Below are 19,442 nucleotides of genomic sequence, written 5' to 3' on the forward strand. Positions count from 1 at the left end.
GGTCCGCCGGGGCTGGACCCGGACCACGGCCTGGCGTTTCAGCGGCTTCGAAAGCGGCAAGTCCAAGCAAACCTACGAGTGCACCCTCCGGGCCGCGGGGGACGATCCCTGGACGGCCCATTGCGCCACGGGCGTGCGGTGGAAGGAAATGGAATTCGAGAATTTCCTGGATACGGGCGGGACCTTGACGTGGCCGTTCAAGTCGAAGACCGTCTTCGCCTGCACGTTCGAGGGCCAGGGCCGGTCCTGGAAGCTGGCGATGGGCCAGGAGCTGAACGACCTCGTGCTGAACGGCCTGCTGACCGACGGCTCGACCGTGGTCGCGGTGGAGGGCATCCGCGAGCTGGCGGGCTCTTCGATTCCCCTGGGCGAGCCTTCCGGCTTCCTTTTCCGCGGGCCCGACGGCCTGCTCGGCGCCGTGGAGGTCATCAACAACGGGACAGTCTGGATCGCCGGAGAGGCGGCGCCCGAAGTGCGGAACGCGCTGGCGTGCGCCTCGAGTTCCCTGCTGTTGTACCGGGCCCTGAAGTAGGCCCCGGGTAAGTCAGAGCGCTTGCCGGATCTTCTTCGGCGGCTTGATGGTTTCCAGCGGGATCGCCGACCGGATGAACCATTCCCCGTCCCGCTTGACCCACTCGAGCCGGAAGTCCGTCACGTCGCGCCCCCAATCGTCGCCGTAGACGTAGACGCCTTCCACCGCGAGGTCGGTCGTGGCGGACCGGCGGTCGCCGGCGACCCGGATGAGCTTGTCCCGGATGGCGACGTCAATCTCGTCCAGGGTCGCGCGGGCATGGAGCACGGCGACGGCCAGGTCCTGCCGGTTCGAGAGATTCGGCAGGTACGGACCGAGCCGGATATCCGGCGCCGCGGTGAAGGCCGCGGCGATTTCCTGGGCGCGGCGCAGCGAGGCCAGCGGCGATTCCCCAGCCTCCTTGTTGAACGTTTTCCGAAGATGCTCCATCCGCCGGCTGATCCGGCTCACGTCGCGGTTCCGCCAGGCCAGGACCCCGTACGCGACCGCCGCGGCGGCCAGCAGGCCGGTCCAGAACCGCCAACCGCGCGGAACGGTCTTCATCGCCAGACCCCGCCGGTGATCTTCTTGCGTTTCACGATCCCGAGGACATGGGCTTCGAGCTGGACGGAGCGATTGTCGCCCGCCACGAAAAACTCGTCGTCTTCCAGCGTGACTTGCGGCAGCGTCCAGTTCCCGCGCTCCGCCAGGTACGGCTCCGGCACCTCGCGGCCGTCCACGATCAGCCGCCCGTTGAAGAAATGGAGAGTCTCGCCGGGCAGGCCGAGCACCCGCTTGAGATAGAGGGCGCGCCGGCCGCCGGCGATGGAGATGACCACCACTTCGCCGCGCCTCGGAGCCCGGGCGGCGAAGGACAACAGGGTGGCCACATGCCAGGAGCCGTCGCGGAAGGTGGGCTCCATGCTGTTGCCCTGCACGCGGACGGGCAGCAGGACGTAGTTGAACAGCAGGATGCAGAAAAGGCCCAGCAGGATGGCGCGGCGCAGGGTGGTCTTCACGTTCTCCCCCACGGCCATGCGTTTCAACAGGCTGCCCGGTTGTTTCGGTTCCGTCATGGTTTGCGCTCCTTCCCCGCCCACTGGCGCCACGTGCGGCCCGTCTGCCGGAACGCGCGGGCCAGGTCCTGCAGCCCGGCTGGCCGGGAGGTCCGCTTCCAGCCTTTCGCATACCGGCGGAAAAACCGCTGCAACTCGTGAATCCATACAAGAATCCGCTGCCGCATCAAAGCCGGATTTTTTCCCGCGACGCGCAGGCCGACGCGCCGCGCCGTCAGACGCAGCGCTTCGCCGGCGAGCGCGAGTTCGTCCACATCCGCCGCGCGGAGACCGGCTGCGGGCCGAAGACCCGCCAGGCGCCGCGCCAGCCGGCGGCAAGCTGGCTCCCGCCGGGCGGCGCGGCGCGCGGTCCCGATGGGGACAGGCGGCTCCTCCGGTCCCTCCAAAAGGGCCGGCCAGCGGGCGCAGCCCGTGGCGCCGGCCTCCACGAAGAGGCGGCCGGCGCGGCCGGAAGGATCGCCCAGGACGTGCCGGGAGAAGGACCGGTCGAAGGACCGGCCCTCGTCGCCGGCCGGGTTCCATCCCATCGCGGCACCGAGCGCCATCCCGTGCAGGGAGCAGGCCGGCAGGTTGAAATGCCCCACGTCGCCCCAGTCCGTCACCAGCAGGCCGCGTGCGCCGAGGCGCCGGCCTGCCCGGGCATATCCCGCGATGTTCGCCCGTGCTTCCTCGACTTCGTTGAACACCACCTTGTAGCCCCGCGTCGAGGGGCAGACCCAGGTCTCGAGGCCTGCCTGGATGAACCGGTTGGCCTTCTCGAAATCCGTGTCGCGCTCGTAGCCCCAGTCCAGCGCGACGGCATCGCGCGGAAGGCGGCGGATCGCCTCCGGGTGCCGGTGCATCACGTCGCCCCAGAACATCAGCTGCTTGCCGTGCTCCCGGGCCACCGACCGGATGAACTTCAGGTGCAGCAGGTAGAGGGCGGCCAGGCCGTGGCGGCGCACGTAGGCCGCGTTGGCGCCCCGGCCGAGATCGTACGTTTCGTCCCCGCACATGTTGAAGCGCGGCGAGGAGAAGAGGGGCAGGAATTCGTCCAGCATGTTCCGGATCAGGCGGCGGCTTTCCGGGAGCCGGGGGTTCAGCGTCGCGCCGCGCAGCCGCTGGCGCCACGTCGCGCTGTCCCAGTCGCGGGCGGGCCATTCGATCTCGGCCAGCGCGCGGTACCGCGGCAGGCTTAACACTTTTCCCATGTGGCCGAAGCAGGCCAGGCAGGGGATCAGTTCGATGTGCCGTTCGCGGCCGTACCGGTCCAGTTCGCGGATTTCCCGCGCGGTCAGCGGATCGCCTCCCGCGCCGATGTCGGGGTCGAACGCGAAATCGAACGCGTGCTCGATGTACAGCTGCAGCACGTTCATTTTCAGCGCCGCCATGCGGTCGACCAGCGCCTCCAGGGTGCCCATGGTGGGGACCCGGCCGCGGCTGATGTCCAGCGAGTAACCCCGGTTTGGAAAAGCCGGCGCATCCTCGATCCGGAGCCGGGGCAGCCTTGCCCCGTACTGGTTCCGGAGTTGCCGCAGCGTGCGCTGCCCGTGGAGCAGGCCGGCCGCGTCGGGGGCCGCGATCCGGATGTCGCGGTCGATGGTCAGCGTATAGCTTTCGGGCGGTCCGGCGGCCGGCTCCAGCCGAAGGGTGGGGCGCCCGGTCCGCCATCCGCCGGAGAGGCGGAGGCGGCGCGGCGAGGGAAGTAATTGCGGTGTCATCGCGTGCGTCCTACTATACGAAGACGGGTCGAGGTATGAAAGAGCAAGTCCAGGGCGGCAGTCCGGCGCCGCGGCGGGTCCGCGTCCGCTACGAGGGGCGGGTGCAGGGCGTGGGATTCCGTTTCACCGCGGTGGACCTCGGCGCCCGGTTCAACATCACCGGCTTCGTGCGCAACGAGGTTGACGGGTCCGTCGAACTGGTGGCCGAGGGCGAGGAACCGGTGCTCCGGGCGTTCCTTGGCGCCATCCGCCTTTCACCCCTCCGGCGATACATCACCGGCGAGGAGGCGTCCTGGTCCGACGGGTCGGGCGAGTTCGGCGGGTTCGGGGTCAAGTTCTGACGAACGCCTCTTTACTTTGGGAACGAAGCCGCTATGCTATACAAAACCCGTGGCGGGAGCCCGGGCCGGTCCATGAAATACGCCCTATTAGGAGACATACACGCCAACCTAGAGGCGCTGACCGCCGTCCTGGCCGACGCCAAGGAGCAGGGCGTCACGCACTACGCCTGCGTCGGCGACGTGGTCGGCTACAATGCCAACCCGGTGGAGTGCGTCAACCTGGTGCGCGAACTCGCCCCCACCGTGGTCCGCGGCAACCACGACCACTACTGCTCCCACGACGATAACTTGAGCGGATTCCACCCCCTGGCGGCGGACGCGGTGGACTGGACGCGCAAGCTCCTGCCGGAGGAGATGCGGCTGTACCTGCGCAAGCTCAAGCTCGTGGCCATGATCGAGTCCTTCACGCTGGTCCACAGCACCCTGGACATGCCCGAGATGTGGGGCTACGTGTTTGACAAGCTGGAGGCCGAGGCGCATTTCCACTACCAGACCACGGCCGTCTGCTTCTTCGGACACACGCACGTCCCGCTGGCCTTCGAGAAGGCGGACGGGGTGCGGTGCGGCCTCTACACGCGCATCCAGGTCGCGCGCGGCAAGAAGTACTTCATCAACGTCGGGAGCGTGGGGCAACCGCGCGACGGCGATCCCCGGGCCGCCTACGCCATCTACGACCTGGTTCGGAACCAGATCGAGCTGCGCCGCGTGGCGTACGATTTCCGGATCACCCAGAAGAAGATCCTAGACGCCGGGCTGCCCGGCCGGGTGGCCGCCCGACTGGCGGTCGGGCGATGAAATCCATGAAACGGCGTCTCGGAGCGGCGCTCCTGTTCGGCGCGATCCTGGCCCGGTCCGCGGCGGGCCAGGTCGAGGTCGCGTGCCGCCTGGCGGCGTCCCGCACCCTGTTGTTCGAGCCCGTGCGGGCGGCGGTCCGGGTCACGAACAACACGGGCCATCCGCTCCGGTTCGGCGGGGAGAACCCGGACGTGCGCCTCGGCTTCAGCGTGGAACAGGCGCCGGGCGAGCCCGTGCTGCCGACGGGCCAGCCGATCCCCGAAGCGCCCCTGGTCCTCGCGCCGGGCGAAACCCGGGAAATGGAATTCAACCTGCTGGCCTCCTACCGCATCCACGCCACCGGGCCCTATACCATCCAGGCCCGCGTGAGCCAGGGCGACGTGGCCTTTGTCTCCCCGAAGGCTTTCCTGGACGTGCTGCCGGGCTTCGACGTGGGGCGGGTGGCCGTGGGGTTGGCCGGCGCGGCGAAGGACACGCGCCTTTACACGATCAAGACGATGACCCGCGACCGGACGGAACTGCTTTTCCTGCGCGTGGACGACGAGAAAAGCGGGCGCTGCCTGGGGGTGTTCGACCTCGGCCGGATCGTGCGCCAGTTCCAGCCCCGGATGGAAAGCGATTACAAGGGGCACATCCACGTGCTGCACCAGTCCAGTCCCTGGAAGTTCACCCATCCCGCGGTCCATCCCGACGCCATCCCGGGCGCCCCGCGGGTTTTCAACGCCTACGACCCCGGGGTGCGCTTTGAGAGGTCCCCGGGGGGCGTGGTGACGCTGCGCGGCATCCGGCCGCCCCAGGATCCATCACTGTTCCAGCCTCCGGCCACCCTCACCCCCGATCCCGCCGGCGGAAAAAAAAGGCGATGACGCGCCGCCCCTCGCGTGGTATATTTCCAACGTAGCCAAACGCCCGGTGCACCCGTGGTGAAATTGGCATACACGCAAGATTCAGGTTCTTGTGCCAGCGATGGCGTGGAGGTTCGACTCCTCTCGGGTGCACCAATCTCTATCTCCTGAACCCTGCGCGCGCACGGGCCCGCCGCCGTCAGTAGTCCACGATCTCCCAGTAGTTGCCCGAGTCGCTCATGTTCTCGATGATGTTCAGCGAGGTGACGTGCTGCTGAAGGCTGACGTCGGAGAGGATTTCGAACATGCGCTGGCGCGCCTCGGCGTCGGCGATGGCGTCCAACCCGGCGCCCGCGCCCGAGGGCGCGGCGGGGTAGACGGGTTGGGGCGGGGGCATCGCGGCCGCCATGCGATACTGTTGCCGGAACTGTTCCTGCTGGCCGGGGGTCAGGCGTTTCCAGTGGGCGTCCAGGATCGTCCAGAGCACGCTGCCCGCGCAGACCACCTGCTTTTGCGGCGGGGCCAGCCCCGGGAAGCTCCGCGCCAGGTCCTGTTCGAAGCCGCGTTGCAGTTCCGGGGTCAGGACGACCGGCTGGCCGTTGAGGCCGGACATGAAGGCCAGGAAGTTCAGCAGGCCGTCCGCGTCGCGGTCGGTCAGCAGGAGGCCCTGGTACGGATCCACCGCCAGGACCCGGATGTAGCGGTTGATCACCTGGACCATGAGAGGCTTGTCCGCCTCGGGCATCGGGAGCGTGGCCTGGTACAGCGCGCCGAAGAGCTGCTGGCGGGCGAGGCTGATCTGGCCGGGGTCCGTGAGGGCGTGCAACTGGCGAAGGGAGCCCTGGATGTCCGTCAGTTGCCGGATCACCTCGCCGGGCATCTGCCCGAATTCCTCGACCAGTTTAGCCTCCAGCTCCTTGAGCTCCGAGGCCTTGACCGGCTGCCCGATGATGAACTGGATCAGGTCCACGCCGGCGTCGAAGTGCTCCGAGGTCAGCGTCAAGCCTCCCTCGCTGGCCAGGACGCGCGGCTCCGCGGCGGCCCCGTTCCACGAGATCAACACCAGCGTGGCGGCCAGCGCGACGCTACGAAACCGAAAAACAGGCTTGTTCATTCTGCCCCCCTTGTTGCTGCCATAGGATACCCGCCTCCTTGGCGCAAGGAAAGCGCGATGGATAACCGTTCCGTCACGCCGGGGGTTGTAGGGGCGTCGCTTGCGACGCCCGAGGGCGCCGACAAGCGACGCCCCTACTTCGGCATTACCGCGATGGAGGCCAGTCCCTTGAGGAAATCCGGAGTCATCGTATATTCCGAGCCATCCAGTTCAGACGGGAGCGAGCGCATGAAAAGAGCGTGGCTGTTACTCGCGGCCGGGGGGTTGGACCTGACGGCCCGGGCGCAGTTCCTCTATGCCGCGTCGCCGCGCATGGTGCGCTGGGACACCTCCGTACCGGGTGTCTGGCAATACTACTACACGTCGCCGCCCGGGGTCTCGAACCTCGCGCAGAGTTCGACCAGTCTCTCCAACGTGTGGACGGGCAGCCCGTGGCTCACGGCCACCGGCCACGTCAACGCCCTGCCGCCCATTCCGATCTCGCCGCTTTCGCGCGCGTTCTTTCGCATGAGCCGCTTGCGGAAATAGGGGCGCGCCTTCACGGATTCCGGGATCGGCCGGCCAGGGCACAGGCCGCCAGGAACAGCGCCGCGTTGACCAGCACGATCATCGCCCCGGCGGGCGTATCGAGCAGCAGCGACAACGAGAGGCCGAGCACGACGGACAGCGTCCCGAGCGCGGCGGACAGCGCCAGGGTCCCTTTGAACCCACGCCGGAACTGGAGCGCGGTGACGGCCGGGAAGATCAGCAGGCTGGAAACCAGCATGGTGCCCACCACCCGGATGCCGAGCACCACCATCAGCGCCGTCAGCAGGGCCAGCAGGCGATTGATCCGCGAGGTCCGGATCCCCGCGACGCGCGCGGCGGTCTCGTCGAAGGTGACGGCGAACAGTTCCTGGTAGAACAGCGCGATCATGCCGATCACGCCGAAGGCCAGGCCGACGGCCAGGCGGGCCTCCGCGCGGCTGACGGAGAGAATGTCGCCGAACAGGAAGCTGAACAGGTCCACGTTGAACCCGCCGCCGAGGCTGGAGAGCAGCACGCCCGCCGCGATGCCGACGGCGGAGATCATGCCGATGGCCGAGTCGCCGTACAGCGCCGCGCGGTCGGGCAGGTACAGGATGACCAGCGAGGCCAGCGCGACGAGGGGCAGGGCGACGTAGAGCGGCGTCCAGCCGAGGAGCAGGGCCAGGCCGACGGCGCCGAACGCGAAATGCGAAAGCCCGTCGCCGATCATCGCGTACCGGCGCAGGACCAGGAAGACCCCGAGCAGCCCGCACCCGAGCGCGACAAAGACGCCCGCCACGAGCGCGCGCTGCACGAAGCCGAACTGCAGCAGTTCGATCACCGGGTTCACGGCGCGCCCCCCGCCCCGTCGTGCTGGTGGCAGATGGTGTGCTGCGCGAAGGAACCGAACCGGGCCGTCATCTCCGGCGAATCGCAGAACTCGGAGAAGCTGCCCGCGAACACCACCGTGCGGTCCAGGTACAGCAGGCGGGCGGCGTACCGGCCCGCCGTGGCGCTGTCGTGGGTGACGAGCACGACCGTCACGCCGTCCCGCCGGTTGAGTGCGGACAGCAGTTCGTAAAAGGCGTTCCGGCTGTCCGGGTCGAGCGCCAGGGTCGGTTCGTCGAGCAGGAGCAGGCGCGGCCGGTTGACCAGCGCCCGGGCCAGCAGCGCGCGCTGTCGCTGGCCGCCGGACAGTTCCCCGATGCGCCGGGACGCCAGCGCGGCGATGTCCAGCCGGTCGAGGGTCTCCGCGACCGCCTCGCGGTCCTGCGCGTCGAGCCAGCGCGGAAAGCGGTGGCCCGCGAGGCGCCCCATGCCGACCACCTCGCGCACGGTGGCCGGGAACCGGGGAAAGGCGATGCCGGCGAACTGGGAGAGGTATCCGAGTTTCGACCAGGCCCGCAACCGGCCGGCGGGCTCACCGAAAACGGTCGCGCGGCCCGCGGAGGGCGGCAGGAGCCCGAGCAGCGTCTTGAGCAGGGTCGTCTTACCCGCGCCGTTCGGGCCGACGACGGCCCAGAATTCGCCCTCCCGCGCCTGCCAGGTCGCCTTCTCCAGCGCCAGGCCGACCCCGTACCCCACGGACAGGTCCTGGACGTCGATCGCGTTCACGGGCACTCCAGGGCCGCGCGCAGCTTCGCCAGGTTCTCCCGCATGATGGAGAGATACGTCATGCCGCCGCGTTCATGCTGCTCCCGCGTCAGGTTGTGCGCCGTGTGCAGGACCTCCAGCCGGGCGCCCGTTTCCCCCGCGATCACCCGGCCGACGCGGGGATCGAGCAATTCCTCGTGGAACAGGATCTTCTGGCCGGACTCGCGCAGGAGGACGATCAGGGCGGCGATCTGCGAGGGCGTCGGCATGGCGTTGGGCGAGAATCCGGCGTACGGCGAAACATGCTCCAACCCGTACCGCCGGGCGAAATAGCCGAACGCGAAATGGCCGGCGTAGAGAATCCGGCGGTGCCGACAGGTCTGTAGCCCTGCCTGGATCTCCTCGTGGAGCTGTTGCAACTCCACCCGGTAGGCGGCGGCGCGGGCGAGGTAGGTCTCGCGCCCTTCGGGATCGGCCTGCGCAAGGCCTTCCGCGATGGCGGCCACGATGTCCTGCGCCAGGACCGGGTCGAGCCAGAGATGCGGATCGGTCGCATGGCCGTGTCCATCATGCGCTTCGTGCTCCTCGTGCCCGCACAGGCGGGGAATGCCGCGGCCCGCCTCGATCACCATGGGACGCGGTTCCGGCAGCCCGTCCAGCAGGTCTTCGGCCCAAGGCTCCAGGTCGTCGCCGAGATAGATGAACACGCCGGCGCGGTGCAGGGCGAGGACCTCGGACGGCTTGGGCGAATAGGTGTGGATCTCGACGCCCGGGGGAAGGAGTGGCTTTACCTCGACCCGGTCGCCGCCGACAGCGCGGGCCCAGTCGGCCAAAGGAAAGATGGTGGTGACGACGCGGACCGGTTCGGCCCCGGCGGCGCCCAGACCGAGCTGTGCCGCCGCCACGCCGATCAGGATCTGACAGCGCATGCGCATGAGGAACCGCAGGTGTTGTAGCCGCGACGCGCGATCACGGCAAGGCAAATGCCGGCCAAGGAGTGCGCCGGCAAGCCCCGATCTCGCAACGAATCGGGGCGCGACGGCGCTCAACACGGCGCCGCCTCGCCGTGCTCCAAGCCTGTGCGTCTACATGAACGGACGCAGGCTTTGCGGAATATCCTTCCGCCCCGGACCCCGATAGTCCTTCAGGAGGTTGGCTGCCACGGGGTCCGGGGGCAGGGCGCGGACGCGGGTCAGGAACTCGAACAGCGCGTCCGTCAATTCGGTTAACGGCAGCCCGAAGTCGCGGCCGAACCGCGAGAAGAGCCACCGGCTGAAACCGGCGAAGGCTTCAAACGGGCTGGCCGCGCCGGTCCAAAGGAGCGGCGCCGTCCGGGGAAAATGGCCGCGGTTGACCACGAGTTCCCAGGTGCGGGCGAAGCGCTTGATTCCGGTCAGCGTCGGCTCGTCCGTCGCGGACGTGGAAAGCACTTCGTAGGGCGGGCGCGGGTTGTAGCGCATGGACCCGGCTTCGTCATGCCGGGCGAGGGACGCGCCGTGCAGTTTCTTCAGGATGCCGAGTTGGATCTTGTGCGGCTCGAGGCGGACCAGCCGGTCGAACCCGGAGGCGAAACTCTGTAGCGTCTCGCCCGGCAAGCCCGCGATCAGGTCCGTGTGAAGGATGGCTCGGGTGTTTTGCCGCAGCCATCGGAGGTTGTTCTCCACAGCCCCCGGATCGAGCGGGCGGCGGATGCGAGCCGCCACTTCCGGATTGAAGGTCTGGATGCCGATTTCAAGCTGCAGCGAGCCCGCGGGAAACCGCGCCAGCAGGCCGCGCAACTCGTCCGGGAACCGGTCGGGCACCATCTCGAAATGGACGAACAGGTCCGGCCGCAGGCGGTCGAGGAAGAACGTCAGCACCTCGCGGCAGCGGTTAAAGTCCAGGTTGAAAGTGCGGTCCACGAACTTGATCGTGTGCGCGCCGCGCCCGAGCAGCCCGTCCAAGGCCTCCAGCAGCGGGGGCAGCGGAAAGTACCGGACGGGTGCATCGCCGGCGGAGAGGCAGTAATCGCAGTGATAGGGGCAGCCCCGGGACGACTCGACGTAGGTGATCCGGTGCGCGAGGTCCGCGTCCGAGTACAGGTCGTAGGGCAGGGCGAGCGTCGACGGGTCGGCCGGCCCGGTGCGGATGAACCGGCCGGCGGGCCGCCGGCTTTCCAGCAGGTCGGCGCACAGGCGGCGGAAGGGCTCCTCGCCCTCGCCCGCAATGACGTAGTCCGCGAGGCGCGTCAAACCGGTTTCATTCTCCGTGATCTCCGGCCCGCCGAGGACCAGCACGAGGTCGGGCTGGCGGCTCTTCAACTCGCGGGCCAGGCCTTCGAGCGCTTCCGCGTTCCAGATATGCGCACCGAGCCCGACGATCCGGGGATGCTCCGCGAGGAGGGCGTCCGCCGCGCGTCCCGGCACGGTCTTGAGGTCGAATTCCAGGATCCGGGAGCGGGATCGGAGCGGACCCAGGTTGGCTTGCAGGCATCGCAACCCGAACGCCGGGTGGATGTACCTGGCGTTCAGGGTGCTCAAGACGATATCGGTCATGCCCTCATTTTTCCCGCAGCCGGCGCGACAGCAGGACGATGTCGCGGAGCTGCTCGGCGTGGGGGGCGGCCATCCAGCGCTCCATGAAGTCCGGGGCCTGCACGACGTGGGCAATGGCCATCAGGGCCCGGAGATGGAAATTGCGCTCGTCCGTCGATCCGGCCAGCACGAACATGACGTGCACGGGCTCCTGCAGGTCGGAAAACACGGCGCCCTCCCGGCAGCGCACCAGGGCCATCTGGAACACCCCGGAGCCTTCGACGATGATGTGGGGGATCGCGACACCCGTGTGCACCACCGTGCTGGCCTCCCGCTCGCGGTTCAGCAGCAGTTCTTCCATTCTTTCCGGCGTCAGCCCGAGGGCGGGGCCCATGAGTTCGCCGAGCCGGTGGAACAGCTCGCGGGCCGTGATGCGGTCAGGAAGGTCCAGGATGCGGGCCGTGCGCACGAGGACGTCGAAGCGGTCCGTGACGACCTCGTCGCGCTCCAGGCTGATCTGGACGAGTTCGTCCTCCAGCCCGGAGCGCTGGATCTCCTTCGACATGGCGGATTTGACGAGATAGGCCGCGGCCGACTCGCGGTCGATACGGTGCTGGACGTAGAGCATGTACCAGACGCTCGCCGCGGCGATGAAGCCGAACGTCGTCGCCAGGGCCACGACGCCCATCTCCGCGATGATGAACCCGTAGACCACCAGCGTGGCCAGCGGCAGCCACGGCACCAGCGGCATGCGGTACGTCGGGCGGTATCCCTCGATGCGGCTGTGGCGCATGACGATGACGGAGACGTTGATGAAACCCAGGGAGAGGATCAGCATGGCCGAGGCCGTCTTGACCAGGTTCTCGATGGACAGGAAAGCGATCACCAGGGTGACCGTGAGGCCGGTCAGCAGGATGGCCACGTGCGGGGTCTTGAAACGGGGATGCGTGCGGGTGAGGAAGGCCGGCAGCAGGCCGTCGCGGCTCATGGCCATCGGGGAGCGCGACGCGGACAGGATGCCCGCGTTGCCCGTGGTGGCATAGGCGAGGAACGCGCCGAGGCCCACGACGATCGCGCCGGCCGCGCCGAGCGCGGCCGTGGCGCCGTCCTGCACGGGATGCAGCGACGCCGCCAGGCGTTCCCCCGACAGCAGGCCGACCGTGACGAACGCCACGCCCACGTACAGCACGTTCACGACGGCATAAGAAAGGAACATGCCCAGCGGCAGCGAGCGCTGCGGGGCCTTGACCTCCTCGGCCACGTCCACGACCTTGGTCAGCCCCCCGTAGGATACGAAGACCATGCCCGTGACGGCCATGAACTCCTTGAGGCCGCCGCCGAAGAACGGTCGGTACGCGGCGGGACGGAGCAGGGGCGTGGCGGCGCCGATGTACAGGGCCAGGACGGCGAGCAGGCCGATCACCATCAGGCCCTGCAGCCGGCCGGTGCCCTCCACGCTCACGAGATTGAGGCCCGTGAAGAAGACAGCGGCCGCGATGGCGGTGGCCTTCAGCACCCACGGGCCGGCGCCGGGCGCCAGGATTTCGGCCAGCGTCCCGATGCCGATCAGCGCGAAGGCCGCCTTCAGGCCGATGGCGCACCAGTTGATCAGGCCGGCCACGGTGCCGATGTACGCCCCGAGACTCCGCTCGACGACGAAGTAGCTGCCCGCGGACTTCGGCATGGCCGTCACCAGTTCCGCCTGGGCCAGCATGGTGGGGATGTTCAGCAGCCCGGCCACGGCGTAGGCGAGGATCATCGAGGGCCCGCTGTGGCGGAAGGCCAGGCCCGGCAGCACGAAGATGCCGGAGCTGATCATGGCCCCCGTGGCGATGGAGAAAACGGCCCAGAGCCCCAGCTTCTTTTCCAGCCGGGGCGTGGCCTTCGGACTCGCTGTGCGGGCATCCGTCATGGATCAAGGGGAAAGCCCTTCGCCGACGAACGCTGTTTGCCATGGATGGGCCTCTTCGTGAATCGCCAAGAGGATCGGCCGGCGGGTTTGGCTTGCGGCCGTCCCCGCGCCGTGCACAATACCGCTCCGTCATGAGCGCCTATCGGCGAGTGGCCCTGGTCAACGTGCGGCTCGAATCGCGCCAGCGGATTCCCGTGAACCTGCTGGTGCTGGCCGCCTGCGTCAAGGACCGGACCCGGGCCGTGGTGTTCGACCCCGATCCGGACCAGCGCGACCTGCGCGACATCGTGGAGTTCCAGCCCGACCTGGTCGGCATCAGCTTCATGACCCAGACGGCCGGCCGCGCGAAGGAGCTCTTCGATAGCCTTCGCGCCGCCCTGCCGGACGCGAAGATCATCCTCGGCGGCGTCGGCCCGACGGTGGAAAAAGAGGCGATGACCGGGCGTTTCCGGCCGGACGCGGTGGTCGTCGGCGAGGGGGAAAAGACCCTGCGCCGGATCGTGGACGGCGAGCCGTTTGACTCGATCCCCGGAGTGTACCTGCCGGGCCGGCCTTTCGCGCCGGGAGAGGTGATCTGGAACCTGGACGACATCCCGCTGCCCGCCTACGAGTGCATGCCGGATTTCGAGAAGTACCTCTGCCCGCCGGGCGGCATCCGGGGCCAGTGGTTCGATGCGGGCACGCCGATGATCATGACCGGCCGCGGGTGCCCGTACCAGTGCACCTTCTGCTCCTCGCACCTGATGTTCACGCGCAAGGTGCGCCGCCGGTCGGTGGAGAACGTCCTGCAGGAAATCCGCCGCCTGCGAAACGAGTACGGCATCGAGGCCGTGCACTTCCTGGACGACACCTTCAATGCGCCCCCGTCCTGGGCCCGGAATTTCAGCGAGGCCCTGCTTCGCGAGCCGTACCGCCTGACCTGGGGCTGCCAGGTGCGCGTGAACATGTTCGACCTCGACCTGGCCCGTCTGATGAAAAAGGCCGGGTGTGTCCAAGTGGACATCGGGGTGGAGTCCGGCTCGCCGAAGGTGCTCAAGGCCCTCAAGAAAGGCGAGACGCCCGAGCAGACCGCCGCCGCCTTCAAGGCCGCCCACGAGGCCGGCATCGCCCCGATGGCCACGTTTCTCGTCGGCTGCCCGGAGGAGACGATGGAGGACGTCGAACTCACCCGGCAACTCGTGAAGCGGATCAAGCCGTCGTTTTCCGAGTTCTACTTTCTCATCCCGTTTCCCGGCTCGGAGCTGTTCGAGCAGGCGACGGCAAACGGCTGGCTGAAGGACCGCTCCTACGAGGGGCGCGGCATGGTGGACCGCCCGGTGATGGAGATCCACTTCACCATGGAAGAGCAGGTCGCCATCCGGCGGGCCTACTTCAAGTTGGTCGGGTGGCGCAACCTGGCGGGTTTCGTGTCGCTCAACGTGCTGTGGGCCATGCTGAAGTCCCTGCGTCCCTCGATGGTCGCGGCGGCCTTGAAGGAATTCTGGAAGACGCGCAACCTGCGCGACGCCATGCAGGCCTACGTGCACGCCCTCCGCGCGCACTTCGCGCGAAAGGCCGCCCGCCGGTTTAATGAGTTGAAGAGGCCGCAGCCGTCCTTTAGAACTACGTCCGAATGAACGAGCCGCACAAGATCGCCGGCCGCGCGTTGTTCAAGCGTCTCCTGCTTTCCCTGGTCATGACCGCGCTGGTCCTGGCCGTGCTCGAAGGGGTCCTGCGCCTGGCCGGGTTCCGCCATGAACCCCGGCAAAAACTGCTCTGGAAGCCCACCGTGGCCGGTTTCATCGGCACGGAGGAGTTCTACATCCAGACCGATTTTGCGCCGCCCGGCTATCTCTGGGTGTCGCAGCCGAACACCCCGTTCACGGACCGCTACGGCTTCCGCCGCCCCGAGGTTCCCATCGAGAAGAAGCCCGGCCAGTTCCGCGTGGCGTTCCTTGGAGGATCGACCACGCAGGGCGGATACCGGCCGTACCCCGAGCGCGTGATCCGGCTGCTGAACGCCGCCACCGGCGGAGCCCGCTATGAAATGCTCAACGTCGGCTGCTCGTCGTATTCGACCCACCAGAGCCTGATCGCGCTGGAGCGCTGGGTGCTGCCGCGCCACCCGGACCTGGTGATCGTGTATCATGGGTGGAACGACCAGCTCGTCCAATCGGACGGGTTCAGCGATCACGAAAAAGACCGGCTGCTGCCGGCCGCGCCGTCCGGTGGATCCCCGTGGGCCCAGCGGCTCCAGGTCCTTCGGCTGGCGCAGGGCGTCGGGCGGCTGATCGAGGCCGTCGACCGGTCCTGGCCGCGCCCGCGGGTGCCGCTGGAGCGGTTCCGGCGCAATCTCGATGGGTTCGCCGGACAATGCAGGGCGCGTGACACGCGGCTGATGATCTTTGTCCGGCCGGAATCCCGCCGCTACCCGCTCCCGGCGTACGAGGCCGGCGCGCTTGACCATTTCGGTCGTGTTTACCAGACCACCAACACGCTGGACTTGTACAAGGCCATCCACGCGGACTACTCCGCCGCGCAGCGCCAACCGCGGGAGGGCGCCGAGGTTTTCGACGCCTGGGCCGTGGTTAACCGGCTGTACGAACGGCAGCAGGCCGGCGAGTTCGGACCCGGCGTGGAGGTATGGCAGAACGACAGCATTCATCTCCGCCCCTTGGGCGAGGAGCTGCTGGCCCAGGAACTCGCGCCGGCGATCGCGCCGGAGGCGGCAGAGGCCGTGAAAGCTTTTATACAAAGCGGCCGCTACTGGTCCTTCCTGGCCGGGGAGTTCCTCAACGAACGGCTGCCCCACGAGGCCGTTTACTGCGCGCGCCGGGCCCAAGAGGCCGATCCCGCGCTGGCCGCGGCGATGAACGAGCTGACCGGCCGCGCGACCAACGATTTCGAGTTCGTGGAATTGTTCGAGCAGGGGCGATGGGGCGGCACGGACACGGTCATCGAATCGAAGCTCGCGAAACTGGCAAAATGCCTCGAGATGCGGCCCGGGGACCATGGCGTGGTCGTTCAGATTTTCCGGACCTGTCTCTATTCCGGCCGCGCGGAGCTGGCGGCGGACGCGATGGCCGGCTATCAGCCGTCCACGGCGCCTCAACGTTACGAATGGCTGGGCATCCGGCTCCAGTCGCTGATGGCGGGGAACCGGCTCGAGGAGGCGGAAGCGGCGGCCGTCGAGATGCTGAAGATCAATCCGCGCGAGGCGCAAGTGCGCGGCGCGCTGCAACAGATACGCGCACGGAGGAATCCATGAACGGCCCGCCCGGCAACCGGCAGACCGATCGTTTCGATCGCTTCCTGTTCGTCGCGATTCTCCTCTTGGTCGCCGCGGCCATTTTCCGCTCGATCCTTGTGCCGGGGCGGTTCCTGTTCACCACCGACGACAACATCGGCGACCTCGCGCTTCGCAAAGCCCTTCTGCCCGGCGGGTATTCGGGCGGCTGGTACGACGGCATGCTGCTGGGCTTCAACATGGTGATCCCGCCCGGCTGGACCCACCTGCTGCTCTGGCTTTCGCCGTTGATGGTTTTCGTAAACTGGATTCACGGGCTGGACCTTGTGCTGGCGTCGTTGGCGCTGGCGGCGTTTCTCCGGCGCAGGGACATGAGCTGGCCCGCGTGCGCGGTCGCGGCGCTCGCGGCCTTCTGGGTCGGCAGCAATTTCACGCTGACCTACGCGGGGCATATCATGAAATTCGGGGTCCTGATGTGGGCGGCCCTCTATCTCTGGTGGGTGGACCGCGCCGTGGAAACCGGCCGGCCGGCCCTGGCCATCCTGGCCGGCGGAGCGCTGGGGGCCATGTTCCTGGAACAGGCGGACGTGGCGCTGTTCTTCGCCCTTGCGTTGGGCCCGTACGCCCTCTTCCGGCTCTGGCAGGCCGCGGGGACGCAGTGGAGAAAATGGGCGGTGGTGCTGGGTCCGCTGCTGCTTTCCGCCGGCTTGATCGCCTTTCATCCGCTGTGGGAAGGATACCGGGCCAACGTGCAGGGCGTGACTTCGATGAAGCAGGAAAACCCCGAGGAGAAATGGGCGTTTGTCACCCAGTGGAGTTGGCCGCCGGAGGAGAGCATCGATTTCTTTGCGCCCGGTTACATGGGCTGGCGCAGCGGCGAGCCGGCGGGCCCCTACTGGGGCCGCATGGGGCGGTCCGAGGGCTGGGAGCAGACCCGGCGCGGCTTCCAGAACTTCAAGCTGGAGAATCAGTACCTGGGCGCCATCCCGCTCGTCCTCGCCCTCGCGGCCCTACTCGGGACGCGGCAAAAGCCGGAGATCCTCTTCTGGGGAGCCGCCGCGCTGGTGACGCTGCTGCTTTCGTTCGGGAAGTACTTCCCCCTCTACGCCGTGTTCTACAAGCTGCCGATTATTAACAACATTCGAAATCCGAACAAATTCCTGCAGGTGTTCCAACTGGTCCTGGCCATCCTGGCGGCCTATGGATTCGAACGCATCGTGAAACCCGGCGAGGACCTGCGTCCGAAGTAGCCGCGCGCGTTAGCGCGTGGCCGGCCACCTACTCACGCAGGCGGCTACCTTTCCGGAGAGAAAGCCAGGGCGCGGACGGTCTCCACGTCGATCTCGTGTACGAAGAAACTCTCGTCGCCGCACAACACGCGCCGGTCGGGCGGAAAAGGCCCGATGGCCCGAATACCGGGGGCCTGTAAAGGCATGAGGGTGATCAGCAGCACCCGGTCGTAGGTTCCGGAATCCGCTTTCCGGATCAGCCTTCGGATGGCCTCCACGGGCGGAACTTTTTTGTCGTTCTCGTACCACTTCGCGTCGCAGATCAGGCCCTGGTAGAAACGCTCCTGCTCGATGCAGTAGAAGGGCGGGAGTTCGGGACGCATGTAGGGCTGTATGGACTGCGTGGCGTACGAGAGCACGGTGCCCACCAGCACGTTGGTCCCCTTCAGATAAGCATTCAGGAACTGCGCCGTTTCTCGCCCGCCGGAAAACGGATAGCGGTAATCCATCCCGAATGCCGTGGGTGTCCCGACGGCTTGCAGGACCAGGAACGCCGAGAAGATCACGGCCCGGAGGCGCGGATACAGCTTCATCCACCGGGAGTCCGTCCAGCGAGCCGGCACCGGGTAGTAGCGGCCGATCCACAGCGTGAAGACCAGGAGCAGCCACAGCATGCCGATGAAGCGCGTGTTGCTGCCGCGGAACACCAGCAGGTAGGAGATGGCCCCGCCGGTGACCAGGAAATAGGCGAGGGGCACGGGCTTGGCGTGGACGAGGTAGAGAAGGCCGGCCAGGTAAACAAGCGCCAGCAGGGTGGAGTGCTGGTCGCTCACCGTGTTGGCAGGCCAGAAGTAGAACTGGGACTGGACCACGGGCGAGATCAAACGGAGCAGGACGCCCCGGGCCGTCTGGAAGTAATCGATGTCGCCGCCGCCCGACAACACGTTGCGCACTTCGGCGAAGGGGATCAACTGGTACAACGTCGCAAGAAAAACAAGCCCGAGGACAAACAGCGGGGCGATGAAAGGCGCGTACTCGCGCCACCGGGTGCGATGGGCGAACGCCAGTTCCGTCACGTACAGCAGGACCAGCGTCCCGGCGAACAGGCCGCCGTACATGTGGGTCTGGGCCATGAGGGCGAGCGGAAGCAGGTAGAGCCAGGGCCGGCGGAAGCGCTGTCCGTAGAGCGTGGCGGCGAGGCAGAGAAAAAGCAGGATGGGCACATAATTGCGCGCCACGATGTTGTACTCGTAGAACACGAAGAACCCGAAGGGATACAGGATCTTTTCCGTGCGCGAGAACGGCCCGAACCGGATGAACAGGAACGCCCCCGCGATCGCCATCAGGGAATGGAAAACCTGCATGGTGTAGGGATGGGGCACCAGCTTGAGAAGAATGTACAAAGTCGTGTGCCATCCGCCGGGATCCGTCTGGTACCCGAGATCGTGCAGGACGGCGCCCAGGCTCGGGCCCCAGCGGGCGTACAGCCAATCCGCCGCTTCATCGCGCCAGAGTTCGTGACGCGGGATGAGGATGAATGTCATCGCCGCGTACACGGCCAGCGCGACGTAGGGCAGGGCGTCGAGCAGGCGCCGGGAGGAACTGGAAACGGGCTCGTTCACGGGAAATAGCTGGGTTTATGGATTCGGGAAGTCATCGCGCAACGGGCATGCGGCCCGCCGTTCAGCATTTCAGTGTGTGCCCTGCCACGCACGGGGCCAGACTCTACCAGCGCCCCCGCCGGCCTGCAAGCGGGGGGCGCGGCGATCTTGCGGTGTGGCCGCGCTGTCATTCCTAGCGTGAACGACGCATCTCCCAGGCATCCCGCGATCCTTCTTTGAAAGCACACCGTCGTTACCCTTAGGAGATCCTTCGCTGCGCTCAAGATGACATGAAGACAAGCCGGGATCCGTCATTCCGAGCGCCAGCGAGGAATCTCCTCCTTACCCAACACCCGCGGGCCCACGTGGGCGGCCTGCGTGCCACATCGTGCAAGGCTTGTGCACGATAGACAAGGGGATGACGCCAAGGTAGTCTCTGTTCAAACAGGCATGACGGGATGACGACATGGGGGGGGAAA

18 protein-coding genes and 1 tRNA gene are annotated in these 19,442 nt (G+C 67.5%); 9 read left to right on the top strand and 10 right to left on the bottom strand.

Going from position 1 to position 19,442, the window contains the following annotated elements; genetic code table 11:
- Positions 1–532 (top strand): hypothetical protein (locus KA248_12020; GenBank protein ID MBP7830633.1); only part of this gene is annotated, 532 nt, incomplete at its 5' end.
- 12 nt (positions 533–544) lie between these two features.
- Here KA248_12020 and KA248_12025 read toward each other — a convergent pair.
- From KA248_12025 to KA248_12035, 3 genes are read right to left on the bottom strand one after another with little or no spacing between them, the layout of a single operon-like run.
- Positions 545–1,075: a hypothetical protein gene (locus KA248_12025; protein ID MBP7830634.1), complete on the bottom strand. Its 531-nt coding sequence runs from the start codon at positions 1,073–1,075 to the stop codon at positions 545–547.
- Positions 1,072–1,587 (bottom strand): signal peptidase I, encoded by a 516-nt coding sequence (gene lepB / locus KA248_12030; protein ID MBP7830635.1) that lies wholly within the window; start codon positions 1,585–1,587, stop codon positions 1,072–1,074. The genes KA248_12025 and lepB overlap by 4 nt, the downstream gene beginning before the upstream one ends.
- Positions 1,584–3,287 carry a family 20 glycosylhydrolase gene (locus tag KA248_12035; GenBank protein MBP7830636.1) on the bottom strand — a complete coding sequence of 568 codons (1,704 nt, stop codon included), beginning with the start codon at positions 3,285–3,287 and terminating at the stop codon, positions 1,584–1,586. Before KA248_12035 ends, lepB begins: the two co-directional genes overlap by 4 nt.
- Positions 3,288–3,322: 35 nt before the next feature.
- Between KA248_12035 and KA248_12040 the strand changes: the two genes are divergently transcribed.
- The 4 genes from KA248_12040 to KA248_12055 all read left to right on the top strand — a co-directional run bounded on the left by KA248_12040 (position 3,323) and on the right by KA248_12055 (position 5,424).
- A complete protein-coding gene (locus KA248_12040) occupies positions 3,323–3,628 on the top strand; it encodes an acylphosphatase (protein MBP7830637.1) in 306 nt (101 codons plus the stop codon).
- Between the two features lie 72 nt (positions 3,629–3,700).
- On the top strand, positions 3,701–4,423 hold the full coding sequence (locus tag KA248_12045; protein ID MBP7830638.1) for a metallophosphoesterase family protein: 723 nt from the start codon (positions 3,701–3,703) through the stop codon (positions 4,421–4,423).
- A 5-nt stretch (positions 4,424–4,428) separates the two neighbouring features.
- Entirely contained in the window at positions 4,429–5,289 is an 861-nt protein-coding gene (locus tag KA248_12050; GenBank protein MBP7830639.1) for a hypothetical protein, read from the top strand.
- A gap of 48 nt (positions 5,290–5,337) precedes the next feature.
- Positions 5,338–5,424 (top strand) — tRNA-Leu (locus KA248_12055).
- A 43-nt stretch (positions 5,425–5,467) separates the two neighbouring features.
- Here the strand turns inward: KA248_12055 and KA248_12060 are convergent.
- Entirely contained in the window at positions 5,468–6,382 is a 915-nt protein-coding gene (locus KA248_12060) for a hypothetical protein (protein MBP7830640.1), read from the bottom strand.
- A gap of 228 nt (positions 6,383–6,610) precedes the next feature.
- On the opposite strand from KA248_12060, the gene KA248_12065 reads away from it, so the two are divergent.
- Positions 6,611–6,910 (top strand): hypothetical protein, encoded by a 300-nt coding sequence (locus tag KA248_12065; GenBank protein ID MBP7830641.1) that lies wholly within the window; start codon positions 6,611–6,613, stop codon positions 6,908–6,910.
- Positions 6,911–6,920: 10 nt separating this feature from the next.
- On the opposite strand, the gene KA248_12070 is transcribed toward KA248_12065, so the two are convergent.
- From KA248_12070 to KA248_12090, 5 genes are all read right to left on the bottom strand, one after another.
- Complete coding sequence (locus KA248_12070) at positions 6,921–7,730, bottom strand: metal ABC transporter permease (GenBank protein MBP7830642.1); 810 nt, start codon at positions 7,728–7,730, stop codon at positions 6,921–6,923.
- Positions 7,731–7,735: 5 nt separating this feature from the next.
- Entirely contained in the window at positions 7,736–8,509 is a 774-nt protein-coding gene (locus tag KA248_12075; GenBank protein MBP7830643.1) for a metal ABC transporter ATP-binding protein, read from the bottom strand.
- Positions 8,500–9,417: a zinc ABC transporter substrate-binding protein gene (locus KA248_12080; protein ID MBP7830644.1), complete on the bottom strand. Its 918-nt coding sequence runs from the start codon at positions 9,415–9,417 to the stop codon at positions 8,500–8,502. The genes KA248_12075 and KA248_12080 overlap by 10 nt, the downstream gene beginning before the upstream one ends.
- Positions 9,418–9,567: 150 nt before the next feature.
- Positions 9,568–11,016: a DUF4080 domain-containing protein gene (locus tag KA248_12085; GenBank protein MBP7830645.1), complete on the bottom strand. Its 1,449-nt coding sequence runs from the start codon at positions 11,014–11,016 to the stop codon at positions 9,568–9,570.
- Between the two features lie 4 nt (positions 11,017–11,020).
- Positions 11,021–12,907 carry an amino acid permease gene (locus KA248_12090; protein MBP7830646.1) on the bottom strand — a complete coding sequence of 629 codons (1,887 nt, stop codon included), beginning with the start codon at positions 12,905–12,907 and terminating at the stop codon, positions 11,021–11,023.
- Between the two features lie 131 nt (positions 12,908–13,038).
- Between KA248_12090 and KA248_12095 the strand changes: the two genes are divergently transcribed.
- The 3 genes from KA248_12095 to KA248_12105 are packed head-to-tail and all read left to right on the top strand — an operon-like array spanning position 13,039 to position 17,383.
- Complete coding sequence (locus tag KA248_12095; GenBank protein ID MBP7830647.1) at positions 13,039–14,523, top strand: B12-binding domain-containing radical SAM protein; 1,485 nt, start codon at positions 13,039–13,041, stop codon at positions 14,521–14,523.
- Positions 14,520–16,154, top strand: coding sequence for an SGNH/GDSL hydrolase family protein (locus KA248_12100; GenBank protein MBP7830648.1), 1,635 nt, complete (start codon positions 14,520–14,522; stop codon positions 16,152–16,154). The genes KA248_12095 and KA248_12100 overlap by 4 nt, the downstream gene beginning before the upstream one ends.
- Complete coding sequence (locus tag KA248_12105) at positions 16,151–17,383, top strand: hypothetical protein (protein MBP7830649.1); 1,233 nt, start codon at positions 16,151–16,153, stop codon at positions 17,381–17,383. Before KA248_12100 ends, KA248_12105 begins: the two co-directional genes overlap by 4 nt.
- 44 nt (positions 17,384–17,427) lie before the next feature.
- On the opposite strand, the gene KA248_12110 is transcribed toward KA248_12105, so the two are convergent.
- Entirely contained in the window at positions 17,428–18,984 is a 1,557-nt protein-coding gene (locus KA248_12110; GenBank protein ID MBP7830650.1) for a hypothetical protein, read from the bottom strand.
- Positions 18,985–19,442: the final 458 nt, after the last annotated feature.

Source organism: Kiritimatiellia bacterium, from assembly GCA_018001225.1.
GTDB lineage: Bacteria > Verrucomicrobiota > Kiritimatiellia > CAIQIC01 > JAGNIJ01 > JAGNIJ01.

Bases quoted from the DNA above. Each gene is read 5' to 3' on its own strand.
- KA248_12025 (MBP7830634.1), bottom strand. From the start codon at position 1,075: ATGAAGACCGTTCCGCGCGGTTGGCGGTTCTGGACCGGCCTGCTGGCC.
- lepB (MBP7830635.1), bottom strand. From the start codon at position 1,587: ATGACGGAACCGAAACAACCGGGCAGCCTGTTGAAACGCATGGCCGTG.
- KA248_12035 (MBP7830636.1), bottom strand. From the start codon at position 3,287: ATGACACCGCAATTACTTCCCTCGCCGCGCCGCCTCCGCCTCTCCGGC.
- KA248_12040 (MBP7830637.1), top strand. From the start codon at position 3,323: ATGAAAGAGCAAGTCCAGGGCGGCAGTCCGGCGCCGCGGCGGGTCCGC.
- KA248_12045 (MBP7830638.1), top strand. From the start codon at position 3,701: ATGAAATACGCCCTATTAGGAGACATACACGCCAACCTAGAGGCGCTG.
- KA248_12050 (MBP7830639.1), top strand. From the start codon at position 4,429: ATGAAACGGCGTCTCGGAGCGGCGCTCCTGTTCGGCGCGATCCTGGCC.
- KA248_12060 (MBP7830640.1), bottom strand. From the start codon at position 6,382: ATGAACAAGCCTGTTTTTCGGTTTCGTAGCGTCGCGCTGGCCGCCACG.
- KA248_12065 (MBP7830641.1), top strand. From the start codon at position 6,611: ATGAAAAGAGCGTGGCTGTTACTCGCGGCCGGGGGGTTGGACCTGACG.
- KA248_12080 (MBP7830644.1), bottom strand. From the start codon at position 9,417: ATGCGCATGCGCTGTCAGATCCTGATCGGCGTGGCGGCGGCACAGCTC.
- KA248_12085 (MBP7830645.1), bottom strand. From the start codon at position 11,016: ATGACCGATATCGTCTTGAGCACCCTGAACGCCAGGTACATCCACCCG.
- KA248_12090 (MBP7830646.1), bottom strand. From the start codon at position 12,907: ATGACGGATGCCCGCACAGCGAGTCCGAAGGCCACGCCCCGGCTGGAA.
- KA248_12095 (MBP7830647.1), top strand. From the start codon at position 13,039: ATGAGCGCCTATCGGCGAGTGGCCCTGGTCAACGTGCGGCTCGAATCG.
- KA248_12100 (MBP7830648.1), top strand. From the start codon at position 14,520: ATGAACGAGCCGCACAAGATCGCCGGCCGCGCGTTGTTCAAGCGTCTC.
- KA248_12105 (MBP7830649.1), top strand. From the start codon at position 16,151: ATGAACGGCCCGCCCGGCAACCGGCAGACCGATCGTTTCGATCGCTTC.